At 71.2% G+C, this 25,713-nt stretch carries 22 protein-coding genes and 1 pseudogene; 12 read left to right on the forward strand and 11 right to left on the reverse strand.

The window, feature by feature from the left end; genetic code table 11:
- The first annotated feature begins 197 nt into the window (after positions 1–197).
- From BMY07_RS03735 to BMY07_RS03765, 6 genes are all read left to right on the forward strand, one after another.
- Positions 198–1,247, forward strand: a complete 1,050-nt coding sequence (locus BMY07_RS03735) for a tetratricopeptide repeat protein (RefSeq protein ID WP_092775027.1) — start codon at positions 198–200, stop codon at positions 1,245–1,247.
- Positions 1,244–1,741: a hypothetical protein gene (locus BMY07_RS03740; RefSeq protein ID WP_177215425.1), complete on the forward strand. Its 498-nt coding sequence runs from the start codon at positions 1,244–1,246 to the stop codon at positions 1,739–1,741. The genes BMY07_RS03735 and BMY07_RS03740 overlap by 4 nt, the downstream gene beginning before the upstream one ends.
- Positions 1,738–4,059, forward strand: a complete 2,322-nt coding sequence (locus tag BMY07_RS35825) for a helix-turn-helix domain-containing protein (protein WP_092775029.1) — start codon at positions 1,738–1,740, stop codon at positions 4,057–4,059. Before BMY07_RS03740 ends, BMY07_RS35825 begins: the two co-directional genes overlap by 4 nt.
- A complete protein-coding gene (locus BMY07_RS34110) occupies positions 4,056–5,705 on the forward strand; it encodes a helix-turn-helix domain-containing protein (RefSeq protein WP_177215426.1) in 1,650 nt (549 codons plus the stop codon). The genes BMY07_RS35825 and BMY07_RS34110 overlap by 4 nt, the downstream gene beginning before the upstream one ends.
- On the forward strand, positions 5,696–6,235 hold the full coding sequence (locus BMY07_RS35830; RefSeq protein ID WP_177215427.1) for a helix-turn-helix domain-containing protein: 540 nt from the start codon (positions 5,696–5,698) through the stop codon (positions 6,233–6,235). Before BMY07_RS34110 ends, BMY07_RS35830 begins: the two co-directional genes overlap by 10 nt.
- Before the next feature lie 65 nt (positions 6,236–6,300).
- A complete protein-coding gene (locus BMY07_RS03765) occupies positions 6,301–6,993 on the forward strand; it encodes a DUF6461 domain-containing protein (RefSeq protein ID WP_092775031.1) in 693 nt (230 codons plus the stop codon).
- A 22-nt stretch (positions 6,994–7,015) separates the two neighbouring features.
- On the opposite strand, the gene BMY07_RS03770 is transcribed toward BMY07_RS03765, so the two are convergent.
- Complete coding sequence (locus tag BMY07_RS03770) at positions 7,016–7,918, reverse strand: hypothetical protein (RefSeq protein WP_143073337.1); 903 nt, start codon at positions 7,916–7,918, stop codon at positions 7,016–7,018.
- 935 nt (positions 7,919–8,853) lie between these two features.
- On the opposite strand from BMY07_RS03770, the gene BMY07_RS03780 reads away from it, so the two are divergent.
- Positions 8,854–9,048: a hypothetical protein gene (locus BMY07_RS03780; RefSeq protein ID WP_092775034.1), complete on the forward strand. Its 195-nt coding sequence runs from the start codon at positions 8,854–8,856 to the stop codon at positions 9,046–9,048.
- 1,077 nt (positions 9,049–10,125) lie between these two features.
- Here the strand turns inward: BMY07_RS03780 and BMY07_RS03785 are convergent.
- A complete protein-coding gene (locus BMY07_RS03785; RefSeq protein ID WP_092775035.1) occupies positions 10,126–11,541 on the reverse strand; it encodes an NB-ARC domain-containing protein in 1,416 nt (471 codons plus the stop codon).
- Between the two features lie 298 nt (positions 11,542–11,839).
- On the opposite strand from BMY07_RS03785, the gene BMY07_RS03790 reads away from it, so the two are divergent.
- On the forward strand, positions 11,840–12,499 hold the full coding sequence (locus tag BMY07_RS03790; RefSeq protein WP_177215466.1) for an HNH endonuclease family protein: 660 nt from the start codon (positions 11,840–11,842) through the stop codon (positions 12,497–12,499).
- 16 nt (positions 12,500–12,515) lie between these two features.
- Here the strand turns inward: BMY07_RS03790 and BMY07_RS34115 are convergent, their stop codons facing one another.
- A complete protein-coding gene (locus BMY07_RS34115) occupies positions 12,516–12,692 on the reverse strand; it encodes a hypothetical protein (RefSeq protein ID WP_177215428.1) in 177 nt (58 codons plus the stop codon).
- A gap of 195 nt (positions 12,693–12,887) precedes the next feature.
- Entirely contained in the window at positions 12,888–13,088 is a 201-nt protein-coding gene (locus BMY07_RS03800; protein ID WP_092775036.1) for a hypothetical protein, read from the reverse strand.
- Between the two features lie 156 nt (positions 13,089–13,244).
- Here BMY07_RS03800 and BMY07_RS03805 point away from each other — a divergent pair.
- Positions 13,245–13,448, forward strand: a pseudogene (locus BMY07_RS03805) (transposase); the annotation flags it as partial.
- 208 nt (positions 13,449–13,656) lie between these two features.
- Here BMY07_RS03805 and BMY07_RS03810 read toward each other — a convergent pair.
- Positions 13,657–16,350: a response regulator gene (locus tag BMY07_RS03810; protein WP_143073339.1), complete on the reverse strand. Its 2,694-nt coding sequence runs from the start codon at positions 16,348–16,350 to the stop codon at positions 13,657–13,659.
- An 886-nt stretch (positions 16,351–17,236) separates the two neighbouring features.
- Here BMY07_RS03810 and BMY07_RS03815 point away from each other — a divergent pair.
- From BMY07_RS03815 to BMY07_RS03825, 3 genes are all read left to right on the forward strand, one after another.
- Positions 17,237–18,109, forward strand: coding sequence for a MerR family transcriptional regulator (locus BMY07_RS03815; RefSeq protein ID WP_092775038.1), 873 nt, complete (start codon positions 17,237–17,239; stop codon positions 18,107–18,109).
- Between the two features lie 53 nt (positions 18,110–18,162).
- Positions 18,163–18,897, forward strand: coding sequence for a hypothetical protein (locus BMY07_RS03820; protein ID WP_092775039.1), 735 nt, complete (start codon positions 18,163–18,165; stop codon positions 18,895–18,897).
- Positions 18,898–19,663: 766 nt separating this feature from the next.
- A complete protein-coding gene (locus tag BMY07_RS03825) occupies positions 19,664–20,974 on the forward strand; it encodes an MFS transporter (protein WP_092775040.1) in 1,311 nt (436 codons plus the stop codon).
- Between the two features lie 406 nt (positions 20,975–21,380).
- Here BMY07_RS03825 and BMY07_RS03830 read toward each other — a convergent pair whose 3' ends face one another.
- The 6 genes from BMY07_RS03830 to BMY07_RS03855 are packed head-to-tail and all read right to left on the reverse strand — an operon-like array spanning position 21,381 to position 25,557.
- On the reverse strand, positions 21,381–21,593 hold the full coding sequence (locus BMY07_RS03830) for a tautomerase family protein (RefSeq protein WP_092775041.1): 213 nt from the start codon (positions 21,591–21,593) through the stop codon (positions 21,381–21,383).
- A complete protein-coding gene (locus tag BMY07_RS03835) occupies positions 21,593–22,414 on the reverse strand; it encodes a hypothetical protein (RefSeq protein ID WP_092775042.1) in 822 nt (273 codons plus the stop codon). Before BMY07_RS03835 ends, BMY07_RS03830 begins: the two co-directional genes overlap by 1 nt.
- A complete protein-coding gene (locus BMY07_RS03840; protein WP_092775043.1) occupies positions 22,414–23,019 on the reverse strand; it encodes a hypothetical protein in 606 nt (201 codons plus the stop codon). Before BMY07_RS03840 ends, BMY07_RS03835 begins: the two co-directional genes overlap by 1 nt.
- A gap of 26 nt (positions 23,020–23,045) precedes the next feature.
- Entirely contained in the window at positions 23,046–24,092 is a 1,047-nt protein-coding gene (locus BMY07_RS03845) for a 3-oxoacyl-ACP synthase III family protein (RefSeq protein WP_245782186.1), read from the reverse strand.
- Positions 24,089–24,757 carry an HAD family hydrolase gene (locus tag BMY07_RS03850; protein ID WP_092775044.1) on the reverse strand — a complete coding sequence of 223 codons (669 nt, stop codon included), beginning with the start codon at positions 24,755–24,757 and terminating at the stop codon, positions 24,089–24,091. Before BMY07_RS03850 ends, BMY07_RS03845 begins: the two co-directional genes overlap by 4 nt.
- Entirely contained in the window at positions 24,754–25,557 is an 804-nt protein-coding gene (locus BMY07_RS03855) for an AfsA-related hotdog domain-containing protein (RefSeq protein WP_092775045.1), read from the reverse strand. The genes BMY07_RS03850 and BMY07_RS03855 overlap by 4 nt, the downstream gene beginning before the upstream one ends.
- Between the last annotated feature and the right edge of the window lie 156 nt (positions 25,558–25,713).

A 25,713-nucleotide genomic window follows, 5' to 3' on the forward strand; every position in this document is an offset into this window, starting at 1 on the left:
CCGCCCCCCACACACCGACACCGGCACCCGACCGCCCGGCAGACGGCCCGTTCCTTGCGGCGCCCGCACCCGCCGGGCAGACCCGCGAGGACACCCGGCCCCCTGCCGGCACGACGATGTGCCTCGGGTGTGGCGGGAGCAGTCCACTCGGGAACCTGGGGACCGCGCGAGCGGGGTCGTGCCCGTGGGACGGTCCGGTGCTCATCGCCCGGGCCGCGGTCGGGGCGTTCGCCCCCGAACACGCCCTGCTGCCCTGGAGTGAGCCGGTCGCCGTTCGCGCCCCGGGTGGGCGGGTCTCGGGGCGTGTGTGGTTTGACCGCCAGCACCGCGCCGTGATCGAGGTGGCGACGGACGCGGTGGACCGGGGGCATCCCGGGGCGGCGGTCGCGCTGGCCGACGCCCTCTACCCGTGGCTGACGGTCCGGGCCGATCCCGACCGCGGTGTCGCCGTGCACGCGCTCGCGCTGCGAGCGGCGCGCGCGCTGGGCGACCCGGCGGTGATCGCGATCATGCTGCGCAGGCTCGCCGCCAGCCATCTCGCCGCCGGGGCGCACCGGCGGGCGGCGCCGCTGGTCGCCGAGGCGCTGCTGCTGGCCGGGTCGCGCCCCGGGGACCGCGCCGGGGCGCTTGTCCTGCGGGGCCGCCTCGCCGGGGCTCGCGGTGATCACGCCGAGGCCCTCGCCCACCTGGCCGACGCCCGAGACCTGCACCTGCTCGCGAGTCGGCCCCGGGGGGTGGCGCTGGCGCTGGCGGCGACCGCGCAGAGCCTGCTCTGTCTCGGCCGGGTCGACGACGCCCTCGACGCGCTGCACACTGCCCGCCACACAGTCGTGTGTGTGGCGGTGCCGCACTGGGAACACGCCGCCGTCCTGGTGGTCCTGGTCCGGGCGTGGGTCGCGGCCGGGCGTGTCACCGACGCGGTCGACCTGGCACGACAACTGGTGGACCATCTCACCACGCTGGGCTACGGCACCACGGGCGCGTTGGCCGAGGCCCGCGCGGTGCTCGACCGCCCGCGCGCTCATCGGCCGGAGTCGCAGGCCACCACCACATCCACCGTTGGCAAGTCCGGTGAGGACACTCGGGTACAGGGCGCCGAGGCAGGGGCGGGCGTGATCACGCCGCCACCCATCGGGGCGCCGGACGATCAACCACTTTCTCCCGAGCCCGAGCCCGAGCCCGAGCCCGAGCCTGAGTCCCGGGCCGGTGGGGCCGCTCGGTGCCGGTCGTGGGTGGGATCGGCGTGACGGCACGGCAGACCGGTTCCGCGCACCCTCCCAGCCACGCCTGGCGATCAAGCGCGGCCGCGCTCGGTCCCCAGATCGAGCCGGGCCGCGCCGGGTCACCCGGGCACGGGTACCTCCACGACGCGGCCACGCGCGCGACGCTGGCCAGGGTGGCCGCGGCTTTGGGGCGTGTCCACCGCGGCGCCGCCGACCGCGAGACCTCACTGGTGTCCCGTATCGCCGGTACTCGGGCGAGCACGCCGAGGTGGACGGTGCAGGGCGGCGAGTCCTCGGTGGCGGGGTTGCTGGAGTGCTGCCGGTCGCTGGGGGTGTCGGCCGCCGACCTGCTCGGCGGTGTCGACCGCCCCGCGCGCGAGGCTACCCGCGCCGACCGCGCCGTCCTGGTCACCGCCGCCGCCACCGCCGGTGTTCGGACAGCGGCGCCCCTCGGGGCGCTGCTGCGCGCGCTGCGGCGCGCGCGCGGGGCTGGAGCGAGCAGCGGTGCGCCGCGATGACCGAGGACCCGGCGATGCCCGCGACGCGGATCGGGGCGCTGGAGCGCGGGGACGAGATTTTGCGTCTCGGGGACCTGGTGGTGTTGTGTCGGGCGTTCGCCGTGCCCGCCGCGACCGTGCTGGCGGTCGCCGAGGCCCCGACCAGACCACGGTGGCAGGTCGCCGACCTCCGCCCCCTCACCCCGCGCCTCCACTCGGCGCCCACGCCGCCGCCCACCCCTGTTCGGCCCGTGCCGCCACGACCGATCCCGGATCGACGCGTGGCCGGGCCGGCACAGGGTCAGGATGTCGATCGCGACCCCGAGGAGTCGTTCGGGATCTCGACGGCCGCCGCGATGATCACCGCCCTGGTGGCGGTGGTGGCGCGGCGGGCGGGCAAACCGGCACCGGCCCATACCGGCGGCGGGAGCGTGGCCGCTCTCGATGTGGTGTGCCGGCGGTATGGGATGAGCGCGGCGGGAGTGCTCGCCGCGCTCGAGGGCGCCACACCGGAGGCGTTGCGGGACGCGATGACCCCCGCCGCCCGCTCACGCACGCGCCGCTCGTCCGGGCCGCCCCCGCTCGTTGGCGGGGAGGGCGGGGCGTGGGCGGATGAACTCCTGCACCAGGCCCCTGTGCTCACGATGCCCGCCGCGGTGGTCGCCTCGAACCTCGCTGGGGTGCCCGTCGAGCAGGTCGTGGCCGACGCCGGGGTCGCCGCCCGGGCCCTCGGCGAGGCCGCCGCCGCGGGCGCGCTGCCCGTTCCCCTGGCGCTGCTGCGGGGGCGCGCCATCCCCGACGCGGCGGTCCTGCCCGACGGGTATGGGCAGGTGCCGTCCTGCCCGGACACCGTGGGCGCCGCTCTCGCGGCCCTGCTGCGCCAGGCCCGCGACCGCGCGGGGGTCTCGCTCGACGCCGCCGCCGCAACCACCGACCTCGACCCGGACACGCTGCGGCTGTGGGAGAGCGCGCGGGTGGACCCGCCGCTGCCGGAACTGGTCGAGTATTGCGCCCGCCTCGATATCGATCCCGTCGCGTTCGTCGCGCGGATCGACCAGCGCGATACCCGCCGCTGCCAGGCCATCGCGACGTGGGATCCTGCCACGCGGGACCCGGGTGCGGTCGCGGGCGAGATCCTGGCCCACCTGCGGCGCCGTCGCCGCCTCGGTGTCGCCTCCGCGGCCGCGCTGCACGGCCCCACCCTGGGCGCGCGGACCCTGGCGCGTCACGAGAGTGGGCGGCGGCCGGTGCCCACCGGGCTCTGGATCCTGCTGGTGCGGCGCCTGGGCGGGTGCCCGGTCGCGGCCACCGACGCCCTGCTCGATCGCCTCGCCCACCTGCCCGGACCCCACCGCCGCACCCGCGCACCCGCCCGGGTGCTCCTGGCCCCCGGGGCCCGGCTGGTCGACCTCGACACCCTCGCCACCGACCCCCGCCCCGACGCCGCCCTGCTGGCCGGATGGGCCAACCATGTCCGCGCCGACACCCGCGCCCGCGTCGCGGTCCTCGACCCGGTCTCCGCGACTACCCTCGCCGCCCTCCTCGACCAGCCCCCGAGCACCCAGACCGCCGTTCTCGACCGCCATCCCGCCGCAGCGCCCACGCTCATGCCCAGTCCGTGGCGGCACCAACCCGGCCACGGCACCGGCCGCATCACGGCGGCGTTCGGCACCCACGGCCACCCCCTCGACCTGGCCCCGCCCCCGGCCGTCGCACGCCCCTACCGGCGTCGACCGAACGAGGCCACCGTCGCCACCGCCCTCGGCGCCCTGCTCGCCGCCATCCGACACCACACCCCCACTCCCGCCACCGCGGCGCCGAACGCGGGTCGGCGTCTGGGGTGGGAAGCCGGGGCGGCACCCATGACCGTGACCGAGTTCCTGCGCCACTGCGCCCACCTCGGGGTCAGCGGCGCCGCCGTCATCGCCGCCCTGGACGGCACCACCGCCACCGACCTGCACCGCCACGCCCGCCACCACGACACCGGCCGCCGACCCACCGTGGGCGCCCTGGTCACCCAGGCCCTGCGCCGCACCGGCCTCGACGCCGAACAGCTGCGGGCGCTCACCCCCGGACCCGGCACCGCCATCACCCCCCACCAGGGGCAGGCGCTGCGCGTCACCCGCCTCTACCTCACCGCCGGAGTCCTGCGCGCCAGCGCCGCCGGATGGCTCGCCGCCCTCGACCCCCACCCCCACACCCGATGGCGCACCGAACTCCCCCTCCTCACCGCCCTCGTCGACGACCTCGCCCACCGCGGCGTCCTCGACCCGCCCCTGCTGCGCGCCGACCCCCGACTACCCCAGACCCACCTGCCCACCGCGGTGGAGCCGACATGACATCGACCCCAGCGGTGTCCCGATCACAGACAACGGCCCACCCCACCGGCGGGGTGCCCGACCACGAGAGTCGAACACCCTCACCGGCCCACCCGGACGCACCCCGCGCCGGCGCTGTCAGGACCGACAACCACGACTCCGGGTTCGCCCGGGCGATCGGGCGCGTCCTGCGCGCACGCCGCGAAGCACTCGACCTCTCGCCCTCCGACCTCGCCGCACGCCTCGGATCCGTCAAGGCGAGCACCATCGGCTCCTACGAACGCGGGGACCGCCACCTCACCGCCTACCGGGCCGCGCACCTCTGCCACGCCCTGCGCATCTCCCCCGAACACCTACTCACCGCCGCCGCCACCGGCACCACCGCGCTACGCGACCCCCTGCCCCCACTACTGCTCATCGACCCCGAACCGCTGCGCGGCCCCGACATCCCACCCGCCCTGCGCCGCTTCGCCACCCACAGCCTCGCCCCGGCATGGATCCCCGCCGCCACCGTTCGCCACCTCGCCGCCCTCGACGGCCGCGACGACCTCGAGGTGCTGCGCCACTGCCACCACGCCCGCATCACCCCGACCCCACCACGCACGCCACCCCCAGCACCCACCACACCCCGGTTCCACCGCCTACTCGGCGGCTGGATCCGCCGTCTGCGCGCCCTGCACGGCTGGTCCCGGCAGCAGCTCGCCGACCGCGTCACCCACCACAGCGGCGCCGCCATCGCGCCGGTCACCGTGCACACCTACGAGACCGGCACCCGCCACATCGCCCTGCACCGACTCCACGACATCGCCTGCGCCCTCGACGCCTCAGCCGCGCACGCCCTCACCCACGCCACCGACTCTCACCACCCCGTCCGCAACCGACCACCCGGCACCGCGACACCAACAACGATCCCCGTTCCCGACCCATCGCCCCGCACGGAGGACGATTTGTCCACATCGGACATAGCCAGGTTTCCTGAGCGCACCGACTGGCCCGAGCACACACTCCTCGGCGCACTGACCACCGAGACCAGGATCACCCTGCTCGACGCCGGTCACACAACAACACGGCCGGCAGGCGCGGTGCTCATGCGTGAAGGCGACACCGACACCCAGGCCATCCTCATCCTCGACGGCACCGTCAAGATCACCGCCCGCTCCCCCATCGGCACCGAGGTCCTGCTCGACCTACGCTCGGCCGGGGACATCGTCGGCGAAACCGGCGCCCTCACCCCCGACACCCCGCACCCCACCACCATCCGAGCCGCCACCACACTCGCGGCGCGGATCATGCACAGCGACACCCTCGCCACGCTGCTCGCGACACACCCGGACCTCTCGATCCAGATGAGTCGCTCGATCCAGTCACGACTGCGGTGGGCCGAACGCCGCCGCCTCGACACCGCCATCAAAGACGGCTCGGTCCGACTGGCCACACTGCTCATCGAACTCACCGACCACCACGGCGAACTCACCGACGGCCACTGGAGCTTCCCCCAACTCACCCGACACGACCTCGGCTGCCTCACCGGAATGGCCCCCCGCACCGTCGAACAGGCGATCGCCGCACTCAAACCACACGGCCTCACCGCCGGCTACCGCACACTCCACGTCACCAGCCTCGACGGCCTCCGCCGATACGCACGGGAAAGCCTCGAGTGCCACTAGACAATGGCGCTACCCCACCGACACCCGCTCGGCGGCCCCAGGGCGCACGCGGGGGTCGTGAGGTTGGCCGCTATCACCGTGGTGTCCTCGCCGCTCTGGGCGGACTCCTGCGCGACACCCGTGCACGGTGGGGGCTCTCGCGTGCGGCGGTCGCGGCGAGGGTCGATGGTCTGACCATCGAGGCGCTACGCCGCTACGAGACCGGCAGACGGGTCCCCGACGCCGCGACACTGCTGGTGGTGCTGGACGTGTTGGGGGCCTGCCCCCGCGGTCTGGTGCCGCGCCCCGGGGACATCGTGATCTCCACTCAGGCGTTGCTCGCCGACCCCGACACGCCGCCGAACCTCGCCGCCTGGGCGCGGCTACGAGCACACAGCGGGCACATCGTGGTGCACCTGCGCCATTCCCTAGGCGTGTGGGCTGCGTTGGATGTCCTCGCCGGTCCCGACTATCGAGCCGCGGTGACCACCGACACCGGCTCGGTGATCGAACCCGATCAGGTGAGACCGCGACACCGGCCCCGCCGCTAGGCTCCATTCCCTGATTCCGCACACAGAAGTCGTCGCACCGCGCGAGGACGGGAAAAGGGGGCCTGGTGTCCGAGCTGCGCGGCCCGCTGATGGTCTCCGTGGTCACCGGGCTCTCCTGCGACGCGGTCGTCGACCGGTTCGGCCGCGCCCCCACCGGACTGCCGGCGCGCTCGTGGCCGCGACTGCTCGACGATCTCGCCCGCGGCCGCGTCGCCCCCGCTGTGGGGCGAGCCCTGTTGGCCGTGGCCGGCCTGGACGATGGGTCGGTACTGGTGTGGGAACCGTTCTCGGCCGAGGGCGTGCGGCCCGAGGTGCTCGGCGCGGTCACCGCGCACGGGGCACGAATGGTGGCCGTCTGCGACAACGACCGCGACACCGCGATCGCCTGGGCCGCCGACGGAACCGTCACCGCCGCCCTGCACCGCCTGGCCCCCGGCGAGATCACCGGCACCGACCCCGCGCGGGCCCGCGCGGTTTTTGCCCACGCCGGACTCGACCCCAGGCGCCCCGACCTCGCCGCCTGCCTGCGCGCCGCCCGCGACCTCACCGGGATCGACCTCGTCGCGCCCGGCGAGCACGAGACCCTGCTGATCGCAGAGATCACCCCCCACCCACTCCCCCACACCGCGGCACGGGCCACACCCCTGCCGGGTGCGGTCGCGGTCGTGCCCAGCGCCGAACACCACGGCGCCGCGCCGCCGGTCTCCGGCGGCGCGGCACTGGTGCACCTCGACGCGCGAGGTGAGACCGAGCAGTGACCCGGTCCACCCCGTCGTGCGGCTAGGTGGTGATCACCAACTGGTAGGGGTCGTTGTCCAGGACTCGCTGGGAGATCGCCATGTTCGCCAACCTCGCCCCCACGTTCGAGTTGACCGTGGACTGCACATGCGCACGCACGCACCGCGACGACGCGCCGCCGCTGATCACCTGCGCGTACCACGACCCGTTGACCTGGAACGGGTAGATCTCCGCGCACGCCGACCCGGCCAACCCCAACTGTGCCCCCGACTGCTTGGTCGAGGCGAAAGCGAACTCGTCGCACGAATCCGGGGTGTTGTAACTGGTGCTGCGCACGAACGTGGCGTCACAGACGATGCCGCGGTTGGACGCCTGCACCGTCGGGTCCGCCTCCCGGCGCAACGAGTTCCCGCCGGTGCCCCAGTGATCGGTGAGGGTCTGCTGCGCCCACGCGTACCCCGCGGCCGCCTGGGCGACCGCCGGATCCGACAGCGACAGCACCACCTGCGGCAGCGCCTGGGTGAACACACACCCGGCTGACTGGCCCACCTCCGAGTCGCAGCGCAACCCCGACGCCGAGACGATCGAGGCGGGCTGGGTCGGCACCGCACCAGGCTGGGTGAAGGTGATGCTCGTGGTGAACCTCGGCGACACCCTCCCGCCCCCGGGAATCGTCGCGCTCACATCGGTACCCGCCTCCAACGTCGACCCGGTGCTCATCGGCTCCGAGTGCAACGCCCCCGAGTCGACCACACACCCGGTCCCACAGGACACCGTCACCGTCGCGGTCAACCCCAGCAACACCCCGGTGCCACCGGTCATCACCAGCTCCACATCCGAGGAGATCCCCGCCGAACTGGCCGACAACTCGATCTCCTGCGAGTAGCGGAACGACGCCACCCCCACCACCGCCCCACTGGTCGGGTGCACCAGCGTGTAGGTCATCGCCACCCCGTGCACGCACCCGCTCGAGCGCGCCAACCACCACTGCCCCCCGGTCAGCCCGTCACACCACGTCGACCCCACTCGCGACACCCCACGCGAGGACCCGACAGCCGCCGACGACACCGACCCGACATCCAGACACGTCCTCGCCTGCCCGGCCGATACACACCCCGCCTCACCGACCTCCACCACACCACCATCCACAGCGGACACAGCAGGGACCGAGGAGGGGCGCACCACCACCGCACTCGACGACACCACCGCCGCAGCGGTCGCCGGGCTCACCCCCCACAGCAGCGTCGCGACCACCGACACCACCACGGCACGCCATCGTCTGCTCACCATCACCATCACCGTCACTCCCCTCACCGAACCGACAACACTTTCCGATCCAGCGGGAGATCATCACCAGCACACGGGTAGGCCGTGAAGACCCGGGGCAGGCCACAAGCCGAACGCCATGGCCCTGTCACCCCGACCGGGTATCCGGGTGTACCGCGCCGGCACACCCACAGGCCCGACAAACCACGACGTTCGTCGAGGGCATCACGGCCTGCAGGCCGATCCCCATAGGTCGACATCGACACACGGATCCTCGGTACGCCACCGACGTCGCCCGCAGCGGTACGGGCTGGCCGCAGTGGTGGTGGAGTGCTTCGTCGACGACGGCGGTCCCGGTGAGCAGATTGAGCAGGCCGGTGATCTCCAGGACGCGGTGCGTCGAGCCGACGGTATCGGCGACGACAATCACCGGTATCCCGGCGATGTGTCCATGGGTCGAGACCAGTGCGGGAGCCGGGCCGGGAAACCGCCGACCGTCGCCAACTCTTGGGCGACGACACCACCGCGCACGCGGTCGAAACCCGCCCGCTCCAGCACGGGGTGGACCTGCTCGACCTTCACCGGGAACGCTGACCTGCTGGCGGCTGTGCGCCGTGGTCGCCCACCCGCCAGCCGACGCCGCCGTCTGGCGAGCCCACCAACCGGATGGTGGCTACACCCGCGGCGAACTCCTGCTCGCCGCCGTGGAGCGACGCGTCACCGTGCTGTGGGCCACCGTCGTCGCCGCCGTGGGACACCGGGTGCCCGACGATCACCTCACCGGCCTCTGGACCTGGTTCACCAGATGACCGACAATCAGTCGGAGGAATTGCGTTCGTTGCGGGATATCGTCTCTTGAATGCGCACCCAGAACGCCTATCTGGCAAATTGCGCGCCCCGATGAACATTGCCGTTCACCGGGGCGTGTATAGTCTACTTTTGACACAAAATTTCGGTTTGCCGATGTTGCAGATGTCAAGGAAATCGACCGGCCTCTTTGGGTCACACCCCGCACGGGATCGGCCGCCGTCTGCTACGCAAAGCTCCTGCCAGGGGTTACATCCCCAGGTGGACCCCTGGCAGGGCTCCTGACTGGATCAGCAACAGCGTCACCAGCATCATTAGATGGCGCCGCGTAACCCGGCACTGGGCACAGCCCTTCTGCATAGTAAACTCCTCTCGTGGACGCGACGAGGATCCGCCGCGCCGAGAGGCTATCGCGCGCCCGGTACGTGCCGTGAATCGCACTCCCTGCCGCAGAAAATGCGCACCGATGCAGTCAACGCATTTTCTGCCACAACCGGGAGCGCACATGAGGTGATGTGCAGGTGGAACTCGACGCGGCTGTGGAGTCCGCCGTTGGTGACGTGGTGCGGATTGGAGCCCTTGCTCGTCGTCCACGACGCCTGCAGGGCGTCGAAGAAGTCGGAGTCGGCGGTACTGCAGCCCCGGGACTCACCGAGGCAGAGCAACAGTTCGCCGCGGCAGGCGCACAGAGCGTCGACGGCGAGCGGGTCCTCGGGGTGGGGGCCAGCACAGCATCACCGCTCGGTCCCGGGTGCGCCGCAGCGACTTCGTGCTCGCCGAGGTGGTAGCGCGGCCCGGTTCGGTCGCGTGGGTGGCGCCGTAGGGTCGCGGCCGTAGGCCACCCCGTCCACCCGGCCGTGCTCAGCTGCCGGGCCCAGTAGCCTTTGCCCGCCCCGACTTCGACCACGCCTCTGTCGCCGAGGATGGCCGCGATCCAGGTCGGTGTCGGAGCATCGAGGGGCACCGGCGGCTTCTGGTCAGCGAACTGCCCCCGGAGTGCGGACCACGCGCTGATCGGATCTCCCACCCTGCCCATGCGGAGGGCGATGTCGTTGTACCCGGCAGGGCGGTGCCCGGGTTCATGTCGGCCAGCAGGGCGGCAGGTCCTCCCCCGAACCCGCTATGTCCCCTGCATGGCCGTGGATGTCGGCGAGATGGCACCGGATGTGCCAGAGATCGGTACCGGCCAATCCGAGGCGACGGGTGCCGTAGTCGAGCAGGGCGGTGAAGTGGTCACGGGCGGCGGTGAGGTGTCCGGCGTCCATCAAGCTGCGTCCGGCGCGAATCAGGACGGGGTGCGGATTCGGTGTCCACAGAGGATTCGGATGTTGCGATTCGGCGTACCTGCCGAGCGCGGTCGCGCTCTGGCGCAACGCGTCTGCGAGAGCGGCGTCGGTCTCCACCTCGGGCCAGATGTCGCACAGCGCCTGGGCGGCGGTCTCGATCTCGGTGTCCGGTGGGCTGGCTTCGCGGGTGGCGCGTTGCACGAGGGCGTGCAGGCAGATGGCGACGCCCGCAGCGGCGGGGTGGTCGTCGATCGAGATGAGGTGCAGTTGGGCCAAGAGGCTCGCGGCGTCGTTGACCTGGTTCTCGTCCGCGTTCAGGAACTTGTGGAGTGCGGGTGCGCGAAGGATCTGGAGGGGAATGCCGGCGGGGTCGAGGAACGAGAGCAGCCTCATGAGCGGTCGGGCCAAGCCGACCGGTCTGCGTTCGTCGGCGCGGGCGATGGACAGAGTCCAGGTAGTGGCGACGATGCGGTCGTGGTTGTCGGGGAACAGGTCGGACAGGCGGTAGTGGTGGGCGCGGAACCGGTCGAGGTAGTCGGCGCAGGTGATGCCGAGGTCGGAGAGGTAGGCGCCCGCGTGCGCGACGGCCAGTGGGAGGTGGCCGAGTTCTTTGATCAGGTCGTCAGCGTCATCGAGGAGGTGGGGGCGGCGGCGGACGAGCCAGGAGGCGAGGCAGTCGCGGGCTTGGGCGTCGGTGAAGAGGCCGACCTCCTCCATCTTCCTGCCGTCGGCGCGCCATGCCGCGCTGCGGTCCTGGGTGGTGATGATGACGTGACCGGCGGGGATGAGCCCGTGCACGTCGGCAGGTGAGGGGACACCGTCGAGGACGACGAGGTGGGGGTGGGTCTCGAGCCAACCGAGAAACGACCGGACGGCGGCGTCGGTGTCCCGTTGGACGCCGCTGACGTGCTTGTCGAGATCGGCGTAGGCGCCTTTCACCTGCGCACGGGAGCCCGCGACGATCCAGATGACTTCGCGACCCGCCGCCCGTTCCCGATGCGCGAAGTCGGCCGCGAGTTGGGTCTTGCCCGCCCCGGCCATGCCGTACAGGACTGTGCAGCCGTCACCGAGGATCACTCCGCGACTCTGGAAGCCGTCGACGCGCACCGGGAGCTGGTCGAACCGGAGCGAGTCCGTTGGTGTCGCCGCGCTCACGTTGACGTCGCCGTAGATGTCGCGCGCCTGGAAGACTTGTTTCGCGTCGCCCATGTGATGGTTGTGGTTTTCCACTCCGACATGATCCTCCTGACGCCAAGCAAGCCGGTTCCTCCTCGCCGACACGAACGAAAAATCCCCCATTCGGCCTAGTCGCAACCGAGGGACGCAGCACGGTGGTCAACGGGACCAGGGCGGGGCTGATCAACGACCACCCCCTAGGGCAGGCATGGAGGTCAGGCGGGTCGGACCCGATCGAGTGTTGGCGACGCGGTGGCCGAGCAGCGGCTCGGCCGTCCCGGTAGGACGGTGGTGTCCGAGTTCCCGAGTCGGGGGTGTTGTGGTGCGTGCGATGGTGATGGTCGCGGCGGCAGTGGTGGCGGTGATCGCGGTGCCCGGCGTCGCGCACGCCCAGCAGGTGGTCGACCCCGTACCGGAGCAGGTGCGGGTGCCGCTGCGGGAGGCGATCGCCGCGTTGCCGGTGGCCACGGAAGTCCGGGATGGCTACGTGCGGACGAAGTTCCGTCACTGGGTCGACTCCGACAGCAATGGCTGCAACACCCGCGCCGAGGTGTTGCTGGCCGAGGCGACCATCGCGCCGGAGACCACCGGCCGCTGCACCATCGTCGGGGGCCGGTGGCACTCCTACTACGACAACGTGGACGTCGACAAGGCCGGTGGCCTCGACATCGACCACATGGTCCCGCTGGCCGAGGCGTGGGACAGCGGGGCGATCGACTGGACACCGCAACGGCGCCAGGACTATGCCAACGACTTGGGTGAGTCCCGCGCGCTGGTCGCCGTGACCGCCAAGACCAACCGCTCCAAAGCCGACCAGGACCCCGCCACCTGGCTACCCCCGGACCCCGACGCGGTCTGCACCTACCTGGCGGACTGGGCGACGGTCAAGACCCGCTGGCACCTGTCGGTGGACGAGCCCGAGCAGCGGACGCTGACCGCCCGCGCGCAGCAGTGCCCCAACGACCCGATCACCACCACCCTCGTCCCCTGACCGGGCGCAGGGACGTTCAGGGCGTCGTGGCCGGTGGTCGACCATGACCGCGCGGGTCGACCATGACCGGCACCACGTCCCGGTACGGCTCGTCGTCCAACTCCGCGGATTCCGGTGGCGACCCGTGCATGGTCAACACCCAGAAGTGGTCCACGTCGACGTTCTCGTTGCAGGCGTTACACGAGATCCGCACGACACCCTCGGCTTCGCCGACACGGGCGAGGTAGCCGACTTTGTGCAGCGAGTGGACGCCGACCTTGCACGACGCGGGCAGGACCGCGACCCGCCATTCCGCGTTGGTGCGTCGGTACCACCGACAGTTGGTTGGGTGTCACGACCCCATCTGACACAGACCCGCGAAGTTGGCACCAGTGCTACGTGTGGGGGTTCAGGTCCCCCTTCGGACACGGACACTATTCACCCGCGGAGCGGCCGTCATCTCGACGGCTGTTTCATCGTTGAAGTACCTGATCTCCAACCCCATCGCGTCGTACAGGGCGGCCAGGTTGGCCGGGTCGGCGTTGTCCACCATGGCCTGCACGTCGCCGAGCGAGTCGATCATGGCGTAGATCTCAGCCGCACTGACCATGTGCCCGGCTCTGGCGCTTCCCCTAGTTCTGCCTGTGCGGCGAACTTCTCTACCGGTGCGTGACCATCGCGTCAACCAAGGCGGCTGGGTCGTTTCGGCGCCGATGGCCTACTGGTAGCGCCGCAAGCGTCCCTCGGCGTCCTTGAGCCGCTTCCGGTGGATGATCGAGCGGTGTTCACCGCGATCGTGTTCGTGTTGACCATTGGGTGTGCGTGGCGGATGCTGCCACGCTCGTTCGGGGTCGCGGTGCCCACGGCGCATCGGCGGTTCGCCGACTGGACCAAGGCCGGGCTCTGGACCCGGATCCATCATGCCGTCCTCGACCGTCTCGGCGAACAAGGCCTGGTGGACTGGTCGCGACTCACCACACGCTGGGAACGCCACGCCCGCCACTACCTCGCCTTTGCCACCCTCGCCACCGCCCTGACCTGCTGCAAGAAGCTCCCCACATGAGACACGGTCTTACTGCGGGTACAACACCGATTCGCCACGCGAAAGGGTCTTCGCGCCCGGCGTTTTCACCTCCGGAATGCCGGCGGCAGACACAGCGGCCACGCCATCGCGACGTCTAGGACTGGCCGACCCCGTGCCTGCCCGAGGGATTTCGCGTGCGCTGGATCCACTTCTCCAGGGTATTGCGCAGGACGACCGGGTCGACGGGCTTGGTCACGTAGTCGTCCATGCCCGCGTCCAGGCAGGCTTGCTTGTCCTCGGCCAAGGCGCCCGCGGTCATGGCGATGATCGGGGGCACCTCGGTCGCCTCGCCGCGGCGGCGCAGTTCGACCGTGGCGGTGAGACCGTCCATCTCCGGCATCTGGCAGTCCATCAGGATCGCCGCGTAGGGCTTGCTCCCGACCAGGCGGAGCACTTCGAGGCCGTTGTCGGCGACGTCGACCTGGTAGCCGAGCTTGGTCAGGATGCCGACCGCGACCATCTGGTTGATCTCGTTGTCCTCGGCGAGCAGGATCATCTCCCCGTCCACCTCGGAGCGGCCGCGCTGGACGGGGAAGGGCGTGGCCCCGGTGGCAGGCCCCGCGGGTGGGTCGAGCAATCCGACCAGGCAGTTGTAGAGCTGGGAGGGGTTGATCGGCTTGGGCAGCACCGCGCTGGCACCCGCCTCGATGGCCCGCTGGTCGTCCTGGTATGACCCGGAGGTCAGCAGCACGGTGCTGATGTGTGCCAGGTCGGTGTCGGCCGCGATCGTGGCGACCAGGTCGAGCCCGCGGCGGTTCGCCACGTGCTGGTTGATCACGACCACGTCGAACGGCTCGAGCGGCTCGGCGGCGCGGAGCCGCTCGAGCATGGTGGTCAGGTCGGTCTCCGAGGTCAGGACCATGCCCCAGGCCCAGCCGTGCCGGGTGATCAGGTCGCGGGTCGTGGGGTTGTCGTCGAGCAGCAGCAACCGGCGTCCCGCCAAGTGCCGGGACACGGACGCGTCCGTCTCGGGCGCGCGGTCGAACGGCATCGTGAAGCTGAACCGGCTGCCGCGGCCCGGTTCGCTGGCCACCTCCAGTTCGCCCCCCATGAGCCCGACGAGCTCCCGGGTGATGGCCAGGCCGAGTCCCGTCCCGCCGAAGCGGCGGTTCGCGGCGGTTTCCACCTGGGAGAACGGCTCGCACAGCGACGGCAGCTCCGCCACGGCGATGCCGATCCCGGTGTCCTCGACGGCGAAGCAGATGCGGACCCTGCCGTCCTCGTCGACCCCCTGGAGTTCCGCGCGCAGCACCACCGATCCCCGCTCGGTGAACTTGACCGCGTTGCCCAGCAGGTTGAGCAGCACCTGCCGCAGCCTGCCCGCGTCGCCGCGCAGCCTGATGGGCAGCTCCGGCGGGTAGTGGCCGACCACCTCGATGTCCTTGTCGCGCGCGGCCTCCACCGCGGCGTGCACGACCTCGCCGAGCACCTGGTCCATGGCGAACTCGGTCTCCACCAGCTCGACCTTGCCCGCCTCCGCCTTGGAGAAGTCCAGGATGTCGTTGATGATCGTCAGCAGCGCTCGGCCCGAGGCGCGGATCGACTGGGCGTAGCGCTGCTGCGATGCGTCCAGCGGGGTGTCCAGCAGCAGGTCGGTCAAGCCGATGACGCCGTTCATCGGGGTGCGGATCTCGTGGCTGACCATCGCGACGAACTGCGACTTCACCCGCACCGCCGCCAGCGCTTCGTCGCGCGCGGCCGCCAGCGCCTGTTCGGCCTCACGGCGCTCGCTGGTGTCGCGGATGGCCGCCGAGACCAGCACCCCCTGGTCTGTCGCCAGGGGGGCCAGGCTGATCTCGACCGGGAACTGGCTGCCGTCACTGCGCTGGCCGACCAGTTCCAGGCCCACGCCCATTCCCCGGTGCGACGGCGAGGTGAGGTACTCGTGCCGGTTGCGCACGTGGTCCCGGCGGAACTGCTCCGGGATCAGCACCTCAACGGGTTTGCCGACCAGCTCGTCGGCCCGGTAGCGGAACAGCCGTTCCGTCTGCTGGTTGACCAGCGTGATGAGGCCGCGCTCGTCGACGATGACCATCGCGTCCGGCGCGCCGAGCACCAGGCGGTGGAACCGCTGCTCGCCCTCGAATGGGGCCGCCTCGGCGGTGGGCCGCGACCTCCCGTTCGCGTGGGCGAGTGTCGCGAGCAGCACCGCCACCAGCAGCACGGCAGCGGGGGTCGCGGCATCGACCACGCCGACCGCCGCCAGCAGCGGGCCCGCCAGGAGCACCACCGCGGCAGCCACCGAGCCGAACCTGTCCGCTGCCACCCGGTTCGGACCCGCGGGGTTGCGGACCGCGGACAGGACGGACCGAGCCGCCAGGACGGCTGCCCAGACCGCGACGACACCCACTCCCGCCGGCAGCGACATCGCGTGGCCGGCCACGGGGTCGTGGCCGCCTGCGACCACTGCCACCGCCGCCACCACGGCGGCGGCGGTCGAGAGCGCGGTGTCGACGTCCAGGGCGATCACACCGCAGGCGGCCAGCGTGAGCGCCGCGGCCGCCACCGCGGGGGGAGCGCCGGTGCCCGCCGCCCAAGCCTGGACCCGGTCCGGGAACAGCAAGGCGTCGCCGGTGGGGAGTTGACCGGCGACGGCCGCCACGAAGGCCACGGCGCAGGCAACGGCCACGACCGCCGCGATCGCCCGTCCTGTCCGCCGCCGGGCGGGCGGACCGCCCGCGGGCGCGACCAAGCACAGGGCGATCCCCAGGAGAACCAGGGATATCGCCGATATCGGGTCCACGGCGACCCCATCGGGATCCAGTGCGGCGAGGGCCCTGGAATCCACCGCATATCCCACCAGAGTGATCGCACCGACCGCGATCAGCGCAGCCGTCGCGACGGTGCCCATCCGCGGGAGACGGCGGTGAACCGAGCTACGACCGCAATCATCCATGGGGTGAGTCTGGACCTCATTCCGTTGCCACACCATCACCGTATCGGGGCATTGACCAGCGCGCGGGCCTCGGGCAGGGGCGATGAGCCCGCCGCAGTGAGCGGACATCCAGGAACCGGCCACAGCGTCCGGTGCGAAGTGGAGTCCGGTCCTGGCGAGTCCTGATAGGACCAAAGTCCGCCGTTGGCGCCTCGCTTTCGCTTATCCGCTGGCGCGTCCACCGCACTGAACCGGACATCGGCTGGGGAAAGCGGCGGCCGGCACGCCGGTCGGGTGCGCCGAGCCGGAGGTCGTGCACAAGCCCTCGCCACCGGAAATCCACCCTCCCGGCGCCCTCTTCACGACGCTCCGCTTCCGCCACGCTGCGCAACAGAAATGCAACGGTTTCGACGAAAGTACACGCCGGAGTGTCATCAGAACGCGTGTATTGCCGAGCGGGCCCGGCAGCCGGGGACTAGAACAATCCGTGTCAGGAGTTCACAGCGGGAACGATCGGGGAGCGCAATGGATGCTGGACTGCTTGGCATCGTGATCACTCTTCTCCAGCAGGTCCTGGGGGCGGTTGTCGGTTCCTAACCCAGGGCTCGGTGGAGGCTCTGCGATGTGGCCGAACGTCGCAGAGCCTCCACGCCGCTCAAGCCCACCGGGCAGGCGTCAACCGCACTCCGATTCCGCTCGGGTGTCCGTTGCCGCCGCGCACATGTCGAGTCGAAGCTGGAGAGATGATCCGTAGCTTTTCCGCGCCAGGTACCCCGCACACCCTGGGACGCCCACCTCGATGAACATCGAACACGAGGAGCCAGACTCCCTTTTCGCCCAGGGAGAGGACCGGCGACCGACGTGGACGGCGGGGCAGGTCGCCAGTCGTCTCGGAGTCTCCGAGTCCACGCTCCGCTCCTGGCACCGCCGCTACGGCATGGAACCGTACTCGGCGCGGCAGGGTGGGCAACGACGCTACAACCCCGAGGACCTGGTCCGGTTGACCCGGATGCGCGAACTCATCGACAGAGGCGTGCGCCCCTCGGCCGCCGCGAACCTGCTCCACGGAGCGGTAGCGCTCAGAGATGTTCACACCGCGGTGGTCGTGGCCGCCAAACGGTTGGACACCGCGACATGTGCGGACCTGCTGACCCAGACGATCCACCGATGGGGGGTCATGCGGACGTGGGACCGGGTCTGCAGGCCCTCGCTGACCTCGGTGGAACGGGACCAACGCAGCGATCCGGACTGCGTGGACGACGAACACGCCTTGTCCTGGTCCATGACGGTGGCACTGCACCGGGTCCACCGACCACTGCGACCAGCCACCGTCATGCTCGCCTGCGCCCCGGGGGAACAGCACGCCCTGCCCGTCGAGGCCCTGGCGGCCGCATTGGCGGAGAACGACGTGTCCGCTCGAGTCCTGGGAGCGGCCATGCCCACACCGGCACTGGTGCGAGCGGTCACCTCGACCACACCGGAAGCCGTCGTGCTGTGGTCGCACCGCCGGGATCCCGAACACCACAACGCCGCCTCGGCGATCGCCGCTCTGGGTACGCGGCTGATCGTCGCGGGACCCGGCTGGCGGACCGCGGTCGGCGGGTGGGACCAGCCGAAGTCGCTGTCGAACGCGGTGACGATGTTGTGCAAACCCGACACAGCCGAGGAGTAGCGACGCGCACCGCCGATCCCGTCCCATGCGACTGGACATTCACCCACCAAGGCGTGCGCGACCTCGCCCCGGCGCAGGGCGACCACCACCGGGATGTTGCTGTGCTGGTCCGGATGACCACCGCCGACGCGACTCGCTCCCCCAAGCAACCTCGTCCCCGCCCCTCAGTCGGCGCCCGGACGGCCAGGTTCGACAGCCTCGCCAGCGCTTCCCGGTTGCGCGGCACAAGCACCGAGTCCAGCACGCGATCGCGCAACACCGACAACAGTCTGCGGCGCACCTGCTCGACCATGGCGACCGCCTACGACCTGCGTACCGGGGCCAAGCGGTGGCGGGCCACGGTGCCCGGCGTCACCAGGTCCCAGGTGACCCAGCTCGACCAGGAGACCGCGGTCATCTCGGCCATCTCGGGGGCAGGCCCGTTCCACGTGGTCGACCTGCGCTCCGGCGCCCTGCTCTGGTCGGGCACCGGCATCCCCACCAGCGTGCGCCTGGAGGGTGCGTCCAGGCTGCTGGTCACCTCGGGGGCGAAGGTGAGCGTGCACGAACCGCGCTCGCAGACCCCGATCACCCCGCCGACCAAGGTCCCGTCGACGAAGTACGTCACCCGGGCAGGCGGTGCCGACTACCAGTTCCCCGACCCCTCCGTCACCGCGGTTCGGCTGCCGGATCTCGGTGTCCAGTGGAAGGTCCCGATCCTCGGCGACGACCTCAGGATCACGGCGATCCCGAACGGCTTCCTCACCGACAGCCTCGATGGCCACGAACTGGTGGCCTACCTGGGCTGACCTGGGTCACACCGGTCGCGTCGGTCACACCGTGCCCGTCGTCTCCCGACCCGCTGCGACTCACGATCACCTGCACCCACACCGGTCACCCGCCGTGGGCACCACGTGAGGACGACAGACCCAACCAACTCCCCCACCTCGGTCTGGTTGCCCCGCAACGGGTCCCAGGCGCCGCCTGCGAGTGAGATGTGGGACGCGGAGCGCGCGAGTGGGTGACGCAGCCGAGGGGCCGGAGCGGTGATAGCACCGGACAACGAGACCAGCGGCGAGTTCCACGTCATCGATCTCCGCGATGGGTCCGTGCTCTGGAACGGGAGCGGGACCTGCGCGGCCGTACGCCTCAACAGCGAGGCGCGCCTGCTGGTCACCCAGGGCAACTCGGCCGCCCTGCACTCCCCCGCGACTCCACGATCACCGAGATCCGCCACGACGACCTGCGCACCCAGCGGGAGAACCCGGCACCTGACTACTACGGCGTCTTCGCCCCGTGACGGGCGGCTACCTCGCGCGACCACTGGGCCGGAAGACCTCCGTCACAGGCCGGAGGGCATGAGCCCGCGCACGGTCGTAGGGACCGTGACTTCACCGTCGCGCACAGCACCCGCGTGCCCCCTGGACGTGACAGAGGACGTTCCCGCCGAACACCAAGATCACCTGCTGCGACCGCTCGAGCCCTGCCTGCTGGAAATCGCCGTGCGGGGGCCTCGCGGAAACCGTGACTGATGGCCGCGTGGTAGACATCGGACTTGGATGCTAACGTGCCGGAATGTCTGATGGTCGTGTGAATCAGAAGACTGGGTCCTTGATTCTGGCGATCGGGATCGTCTCGCTTGAATTCGCTGCCGCGGTGACCAGTTTCGTCGCCGCCACGCTGTTGCCCGTCATCGCCCCTGATTTGGGTGCGCGCAACGACCTGGCACTGCTGATCGCCGGGTCGACGTTGGGGTTGTTCGTGGCGCTGCCTCTGGCGAGCCGGGTTCTGCGCGTGCTGGGCACCCGGGGCGCGCTCGGGGTCGGGATCGTCATCTACATCGGCGGGCTCGTCCTGGCCGCGACTTCCCAGGCAGCGTGGGTGTTCGCCGCGGGGCAGTTCGCCAACGGGCTCGCGAGTGGGCTCCTGGCGGTCTTCGGCATCAGTTCCGCGATCCGCCACCTGGACGAGCAACTGCGCATCCAGGTGGTGGCGGCCTCATCGGCGATGTGGATCCTGCCCGCCTTGGTCGGACCAGCCGCGACCCTGGGTCTGCAACACCTCGTGGGGTGGCGCTGGACCCTGCTCGTCCCGCTACCATTCGTCCTCTTCGGACGGTTGCTCGTGGTGCGCACCGTTCGCGGTGACCCCCCGGAGGAGTCCGCCCACCGCCCGCTGGTTCGAACGCTGTTGATCCCGTTGGGCGCCGCGGGTGTGGTGCTGAGCGTGCAGTGGTGGCCGTTGGCCATCATCGGCGCCGCGGTGGCGCTGGCGGGGATGGTCAGCCTCCTGCCGGAGGGGACCGCGCGGTTCAGCCCGGGAACCCCTGCCGCTCTCGGCACGATGGTGTTGTTCGCGGTCGGCTACTTCGGCGCGGACAGCCTGATCACCGTGTTGCTGACCTCCGGATTGCGGATGAGCCTCGGGCAGGCAGCGATCGTCCTGAGCGCGGCGCCGCTGTGCTGGGGGTTGACGAGCCTGCTCGCAACCCGGTTCACCTCGTCGCGGAACACACGGAGCCTTCCCTCCATCGGCCTTGGTCTGGCCGCCCTCGGAACCGCCGTGCTGACCGCGGGGCTGGTCGTCAGCATGCCCTTCGCGGTGGCAGTCGTCGCCTGGGCAGCGGGCGGGATCGGGGTGGGACTTTCCTATCCCGGCTTGTACATCAGGTCGACGACTTCGAGTTCGGGTGCGTTCACCGCGACGGACCTCGCTGCCGCGGTCATCACGGCCGAGTGCACCGGACAACTGCTGGGACGCGCCATCGGCGGCACACTCAGCTCGTCGGAGAGCTCCGGCGGGTTGCTGGCCTCCTACGTGTTGTTCGCGGCTGTACTGGTTGTCGCCGCCGGGACAGCGCGTCGGGCCCTGGCCCAAGCACCCTAGTGGAGCGATGCACCCACAGAATGCCGTCAGGATCCCGAGGGGTCACCGCCAGGAACCGTTCCACAATCCCGCCGCCTATCCCACCAGTTCGTCGTCCAGTCGCGTGTTCCGCGTCTGCGCGCAGGTCAACACCTCGACCATCTCGTGCTCGGGCTGGCGGTAGGCCGGCACTGAATCCGGCGGGTCGCGGCCCCCGGCGGTGCGCGATAGAGATCCTGTCGACCACGCGACGCTCGAGCGCACACCGTTGACACCGGACGGGTGCCGACAGGTCGACCAACGGGCGGCGCCGTCGCCGAGCGGGCCTGCGGGGACGAGTACCCGCTCTCGCGGACACTTGGTCGTCGGCGGGTGAGAGCGCGGTGGAGTGGCCCCCGCCCCCCGGACAAGGGGCGGGGGCCACAGTTCACTGCTGGCGGCGGCTGAGGGTGGCGAAGTCGGGGTTGGTGCCCAGGACGCCGCCTTCGGCCCAGCGGTCGGGGGCGATTTCGTGGACGTGGACGGTGATCTTGTCCAGGGGGGCGCCGGTGACGCGGTGCATGGTGGTGGTGAGGGCTTCCACGAGTTCGCGGACCTTGTCGTCCGGGGTCGGCCAGGTGGTGACGGACAGGATGGGCATCAGGGCTCCTGGGTGGTGGCGTACTCGTGGAAGGACGGGACGGTCAGCTTGAGCTGGGCGTGGATGTCGCCGCCCAGGCCGTACTGGCCGATGGCGCCGCCGTAGCTGCGCTGGTAGCTCATCCACAGCACGATGACGTTGATGATCCGGTTGCGGCCCGGCCGATCCGTGGTCGGGAACGGGTCGGGCAGGGTGGCCGAGTACCGGGCCGCGCCGCAGCGGTCGGTGACGAACACGTTGGGCACGCCGAGCGGTCCCGGCCTGGTCGGCCCCGCGACCGGGTCGAGGTCCAGCTCGCGCAGCGACATCACCGTGTAGAGGCTGTTCGGGATGAGGTCGGCGAACTCGAAGTCGAACTCGGCGTGGTGGCCGTCCGGGCAGACCCGCACCGACACCTCGCCCTTGGCCCGCAGCCAGCGGCCGAGGGTGATCGGCTCGGTGACCTTGCGCCCGTCCTCGGCGCGCAGGTCCGGGATGGGCACCTGGTGCAGCGGGTAGCTGGGCAGGATCCTGGCCGCGGGTGGCTGGTCCGGCGCGAACACCATCTCGTAGTTGTTGCACGGCAGCGGGGTGGGCAACGTGTACAGCACCATGTCGTCGTCGGCCCGGGTGACCTCGCGCAGGACCTCGTGCGGCAGGTGCCTGCCGAACTCGGGCACCGGGCTCTTCGCGCTGACGATGGCCGACCCCCACGGTGCGACCACGCCGCCGTCGGGCGCGGGCCGGTTGACCCGTCCCACCACGACGAAGTCGCCGTCGGCGTTCATGATCTCGCTGGGCGGGTACAGCGGTCCCTGGGTGGTGGGTGTCAAGGCGACCATCAGCCCGTGACGCGCTCGTAGATCGTGGTGAACAGCCCGCGCTCGCCACCGGCGATGTAGGCCGACCCGGCCTGCCGGACGATCTCCTGGTACTCGGCGCTGGCGAACACGGCCCCGTACCGCTCGGGGGTGGTGTCGAAGCCGGAGACGAACATGACGCCGGGCTCGGTGCTCAGCAGCGAGTGGTAGGCCAGGAACACCTCGACCTCCTCGGCGCGGCGCACCACGTCGAAGATGGTGCCCTCGCGCCACTTCCGGTAGTCGGCGAACACGCCGGGCGGCACCTCGATGTGCCGCAGCTGCACGTACCTGGTCAGCGGCACCGCGTCCTCAGTGGACTTGGCGGCCTCGACGAACGTCAACACCTGGCGGCGGAAGTCACCGGCGACGTACGGGGCCAGCTCGGCGAACTCGCGCTCGAACAGCTCGGTCTCGCCCGCCAGCGCCTCGACGCCTGCGAGCGGGGTGAGCCGCAGCAGCGTCGAGCCCTCCAGCGAGCGGAACAGGTGGCCTTCGGGGCGGATCTCGGCCCACTGCTTCGCGGCGGCATCCAGCGCGTCGGCGGCGGTGGTGACCTCGGTGACCAACAGCGTGGTCGCGGCCATGGGACTTTCCTTTCGTCGGAGGGGGTTCACCAGCGGATGAGGGACATGCCCATGGCCATGCCGCCGCCGAAGGCGGTGAGCAGGACCAGGTCGCCCTCGGCGATCTCGTGCTGGGCGGCGGCCAGCGTGATGGGCACCGAGGCGGCGCCGGTGTTGCCGTAGCGCTCGAAGGTGACGTGGGTGCGGGCGGTCGGGAAGGCCAGGGTGCGCTCGAGCTCGGCCACCATGTGGCCGTTGGCCTGGTGCGGCACGAAGTGCGCGACGGCGTCGTCGGCGTGCCCGGTGTCCGCGAGGAACCCGCGCACCGCGACGGGGACCTCGCGGTCGACGAACTCGCGCACCGCGCGGCCGTCCATCTTGAAGTAGTGCGCGCCCGCGGCCAGCGACTCCTTGGTCGGCGGGACGCGGCTGCCGCCACCGGGCACCTCGATCAGACCCGCGTGCTGCCCGTAGCTCGACAGCGACGAGGCGACGATGCCGCGGCCGGGCCGGGTCGGGCCGACCACCACCGCGCCCGCGCCGTCGCCGAAGAGCACGGCGGTGCGCCGGTCGGTGTGGTCGAGGATCCGCGAGTACACGTCCACCCCGACCACGAGCGCGTGCCCGCCGTCGGCGACGAGCCTGCGCGCGGTCTCCAGGGCGAACACGAAACCGCTGCACACGGCGTTGACGTCGAACGCGGCCGCGTTGACCGCGCCCAGCTTGTCCTGCACCACGCACGCCGTGGCGGGCTGCGGCGAGTCCGGTGTGGACGTGGCGATGATGATCACCGACAGGTCGGCCGCGGTCAGCCCGGCCCGCTCGAGCGCCGCCTCGGCGGCGGGCACCGCCAGGTCCGACGCCGCCTGCCACGGCGCGGCCCGGCGCCGGGCCAGGATGCCGGTCTTGCGCTCGATCCACGACTCCTCGACGCCGACCTCGGCGGCGACGACGTCGTTGCCGACCTCCTCGTCGGGCAGGTAGGCCCCGCAGCCGAGGATGCCGATGCCCGAGGTGGGCATGGGCGCCCGGTGCACGGCGGGGCCGTCGGCCGCCTCCGCCAGCGCGCACCCGCAGAAGCAGTCCTGGCTCACGCCGCCACCCCCGCGAGCCGCGGCCACCGGTTGTCCTCGGCGTGCCTGGCCAGTTCCGGGTCGGCACCCACCACGACCGGGTTGCCGACCTCGCGCAGCAGCGGCAGGTCGCTGACGTGGTCGCCGTAGCCGAAGCTCAGCGGCAGCGAGAGGTCGAACCGCTCGGCCGCCTCGCGCATCGCGGTCGCCTTGACCGGGCCGATCACCGACCGGTCGACCGCGCCGGTGAGCAGGCCGTCCGCGCCGACCTCGGGCCGGGTGCACAGCAGGTGGTGGGCGCCGAGGGCGTCGGCGAGCGGTTGGACGCAGGCCGGGAACGACCCGCTCACCAGGACCACCCGGTGGCCCGCGAGCCGGTGCCGGACCAGCGCGCCGACCACCCGGGGGTTGATGAACCCCGGCGTGCGGCGGCGCCGCTCGAACCACTCCCGGCCCTGCACGTCCACCAGGTCGGCGGGCACGCCGCGGTAGATCCGGTAGTACTCGCGGTTGGCCTCGGCGCGGGGCAGCCCGCCCCCGGCCGCGGCCTGCTCGAACGCGGCGAACCGCTCGGCCTGACCGAGCCGGGGGCTGCGGTCGTCGGCGAGGTGGAATCGCAGGAAGTCGAACATGCTCTTAACGGTGATCAACGTTTCGTCGACGTCGAAGAACGCGGCGACTCTCATCGGTTCAGCACCCCCTCGCCGGTGGTGCGACCGACCAGCGATTCGACCGCGCTCGTCGCCCGGCGCAGTTCCGAGCGCTTGATCCGGTGATCGTCGAAAGCGGCGAAACGGATATCGGCGTGCGCGGCGACCGCGCCGGACTGGGCGAGGTCCATCCGCGCCCGGAATGTCATCCGCTCCGGGTCCTCCACAGAGGACTCCACGATCTCGCAGGTGAGCCGCGCGGGCAGCGGGAACAGGAACGACTCGAAGGTCAGGTCGATCGAGTTCCACACCACGTAGTAGTGCCGCTCGGGGTAGCGCACGCCGTGCTCGGCCTCGAACACCGCGATGAACATCTGCCGCATCGCCTCGGTGACGACCATGCCCTGCACGTGCTGGCCGGTCTGGTGGTCGAGCAGCAGCTCGTTCTCCCCGTGCACCACCAGACCCGCTTCCCAGCGCCCGGCGGCGACGGGGCGCAGGTCCGACAGCAGCACGTTCTGCTCGCGGTGCTTGTGCACCAGCGACCTGGCCACCGGCGCGCCGTCGATGCCGAGCACCACGGTCTCGTTGGCGTTGCCGCGCTTGGCGAGCACGCTGTGCAGGTAGTCGAGTTCGTACTCGCCGACGCCCTGGCCGACCACGATCGCGGCGGGCACCGGCCCGCCGCGGCGCAGGTCGCCGACCAGCTCGCTCAGGGTGTGCACCCCCGGCACGGCCCGCATCCCGGCGAACCGGTCCCCCACCAGGCAGACCACCGTGGCGCCGACCTGGTCCTCACGGCTGGCTAAGTCGATCCCGCTGCTCGCGCTGGACATGACAAATACCCCCTCAGGTATCACGTGCGTTTTCGTCGATGATTTCGATACCCGCGCCGGAACAGATCCGTCCGACGCTGGAACAATTCCCCGGCGGGACGCGTCAACGCATCCCCTACGAGTTCGAACGTAACACGTACTTCGTGACACGAGTTG

The organism is Actinokineospora terrae, assembly GCF_900111175.1.
Taxonomy (GTDB): Bacteria; Actinomycetota; Actinomycetes; order Mycobacteriales; family Pseudonocardiaceae; genus Actinokineospora; species Actinokineospora terrae.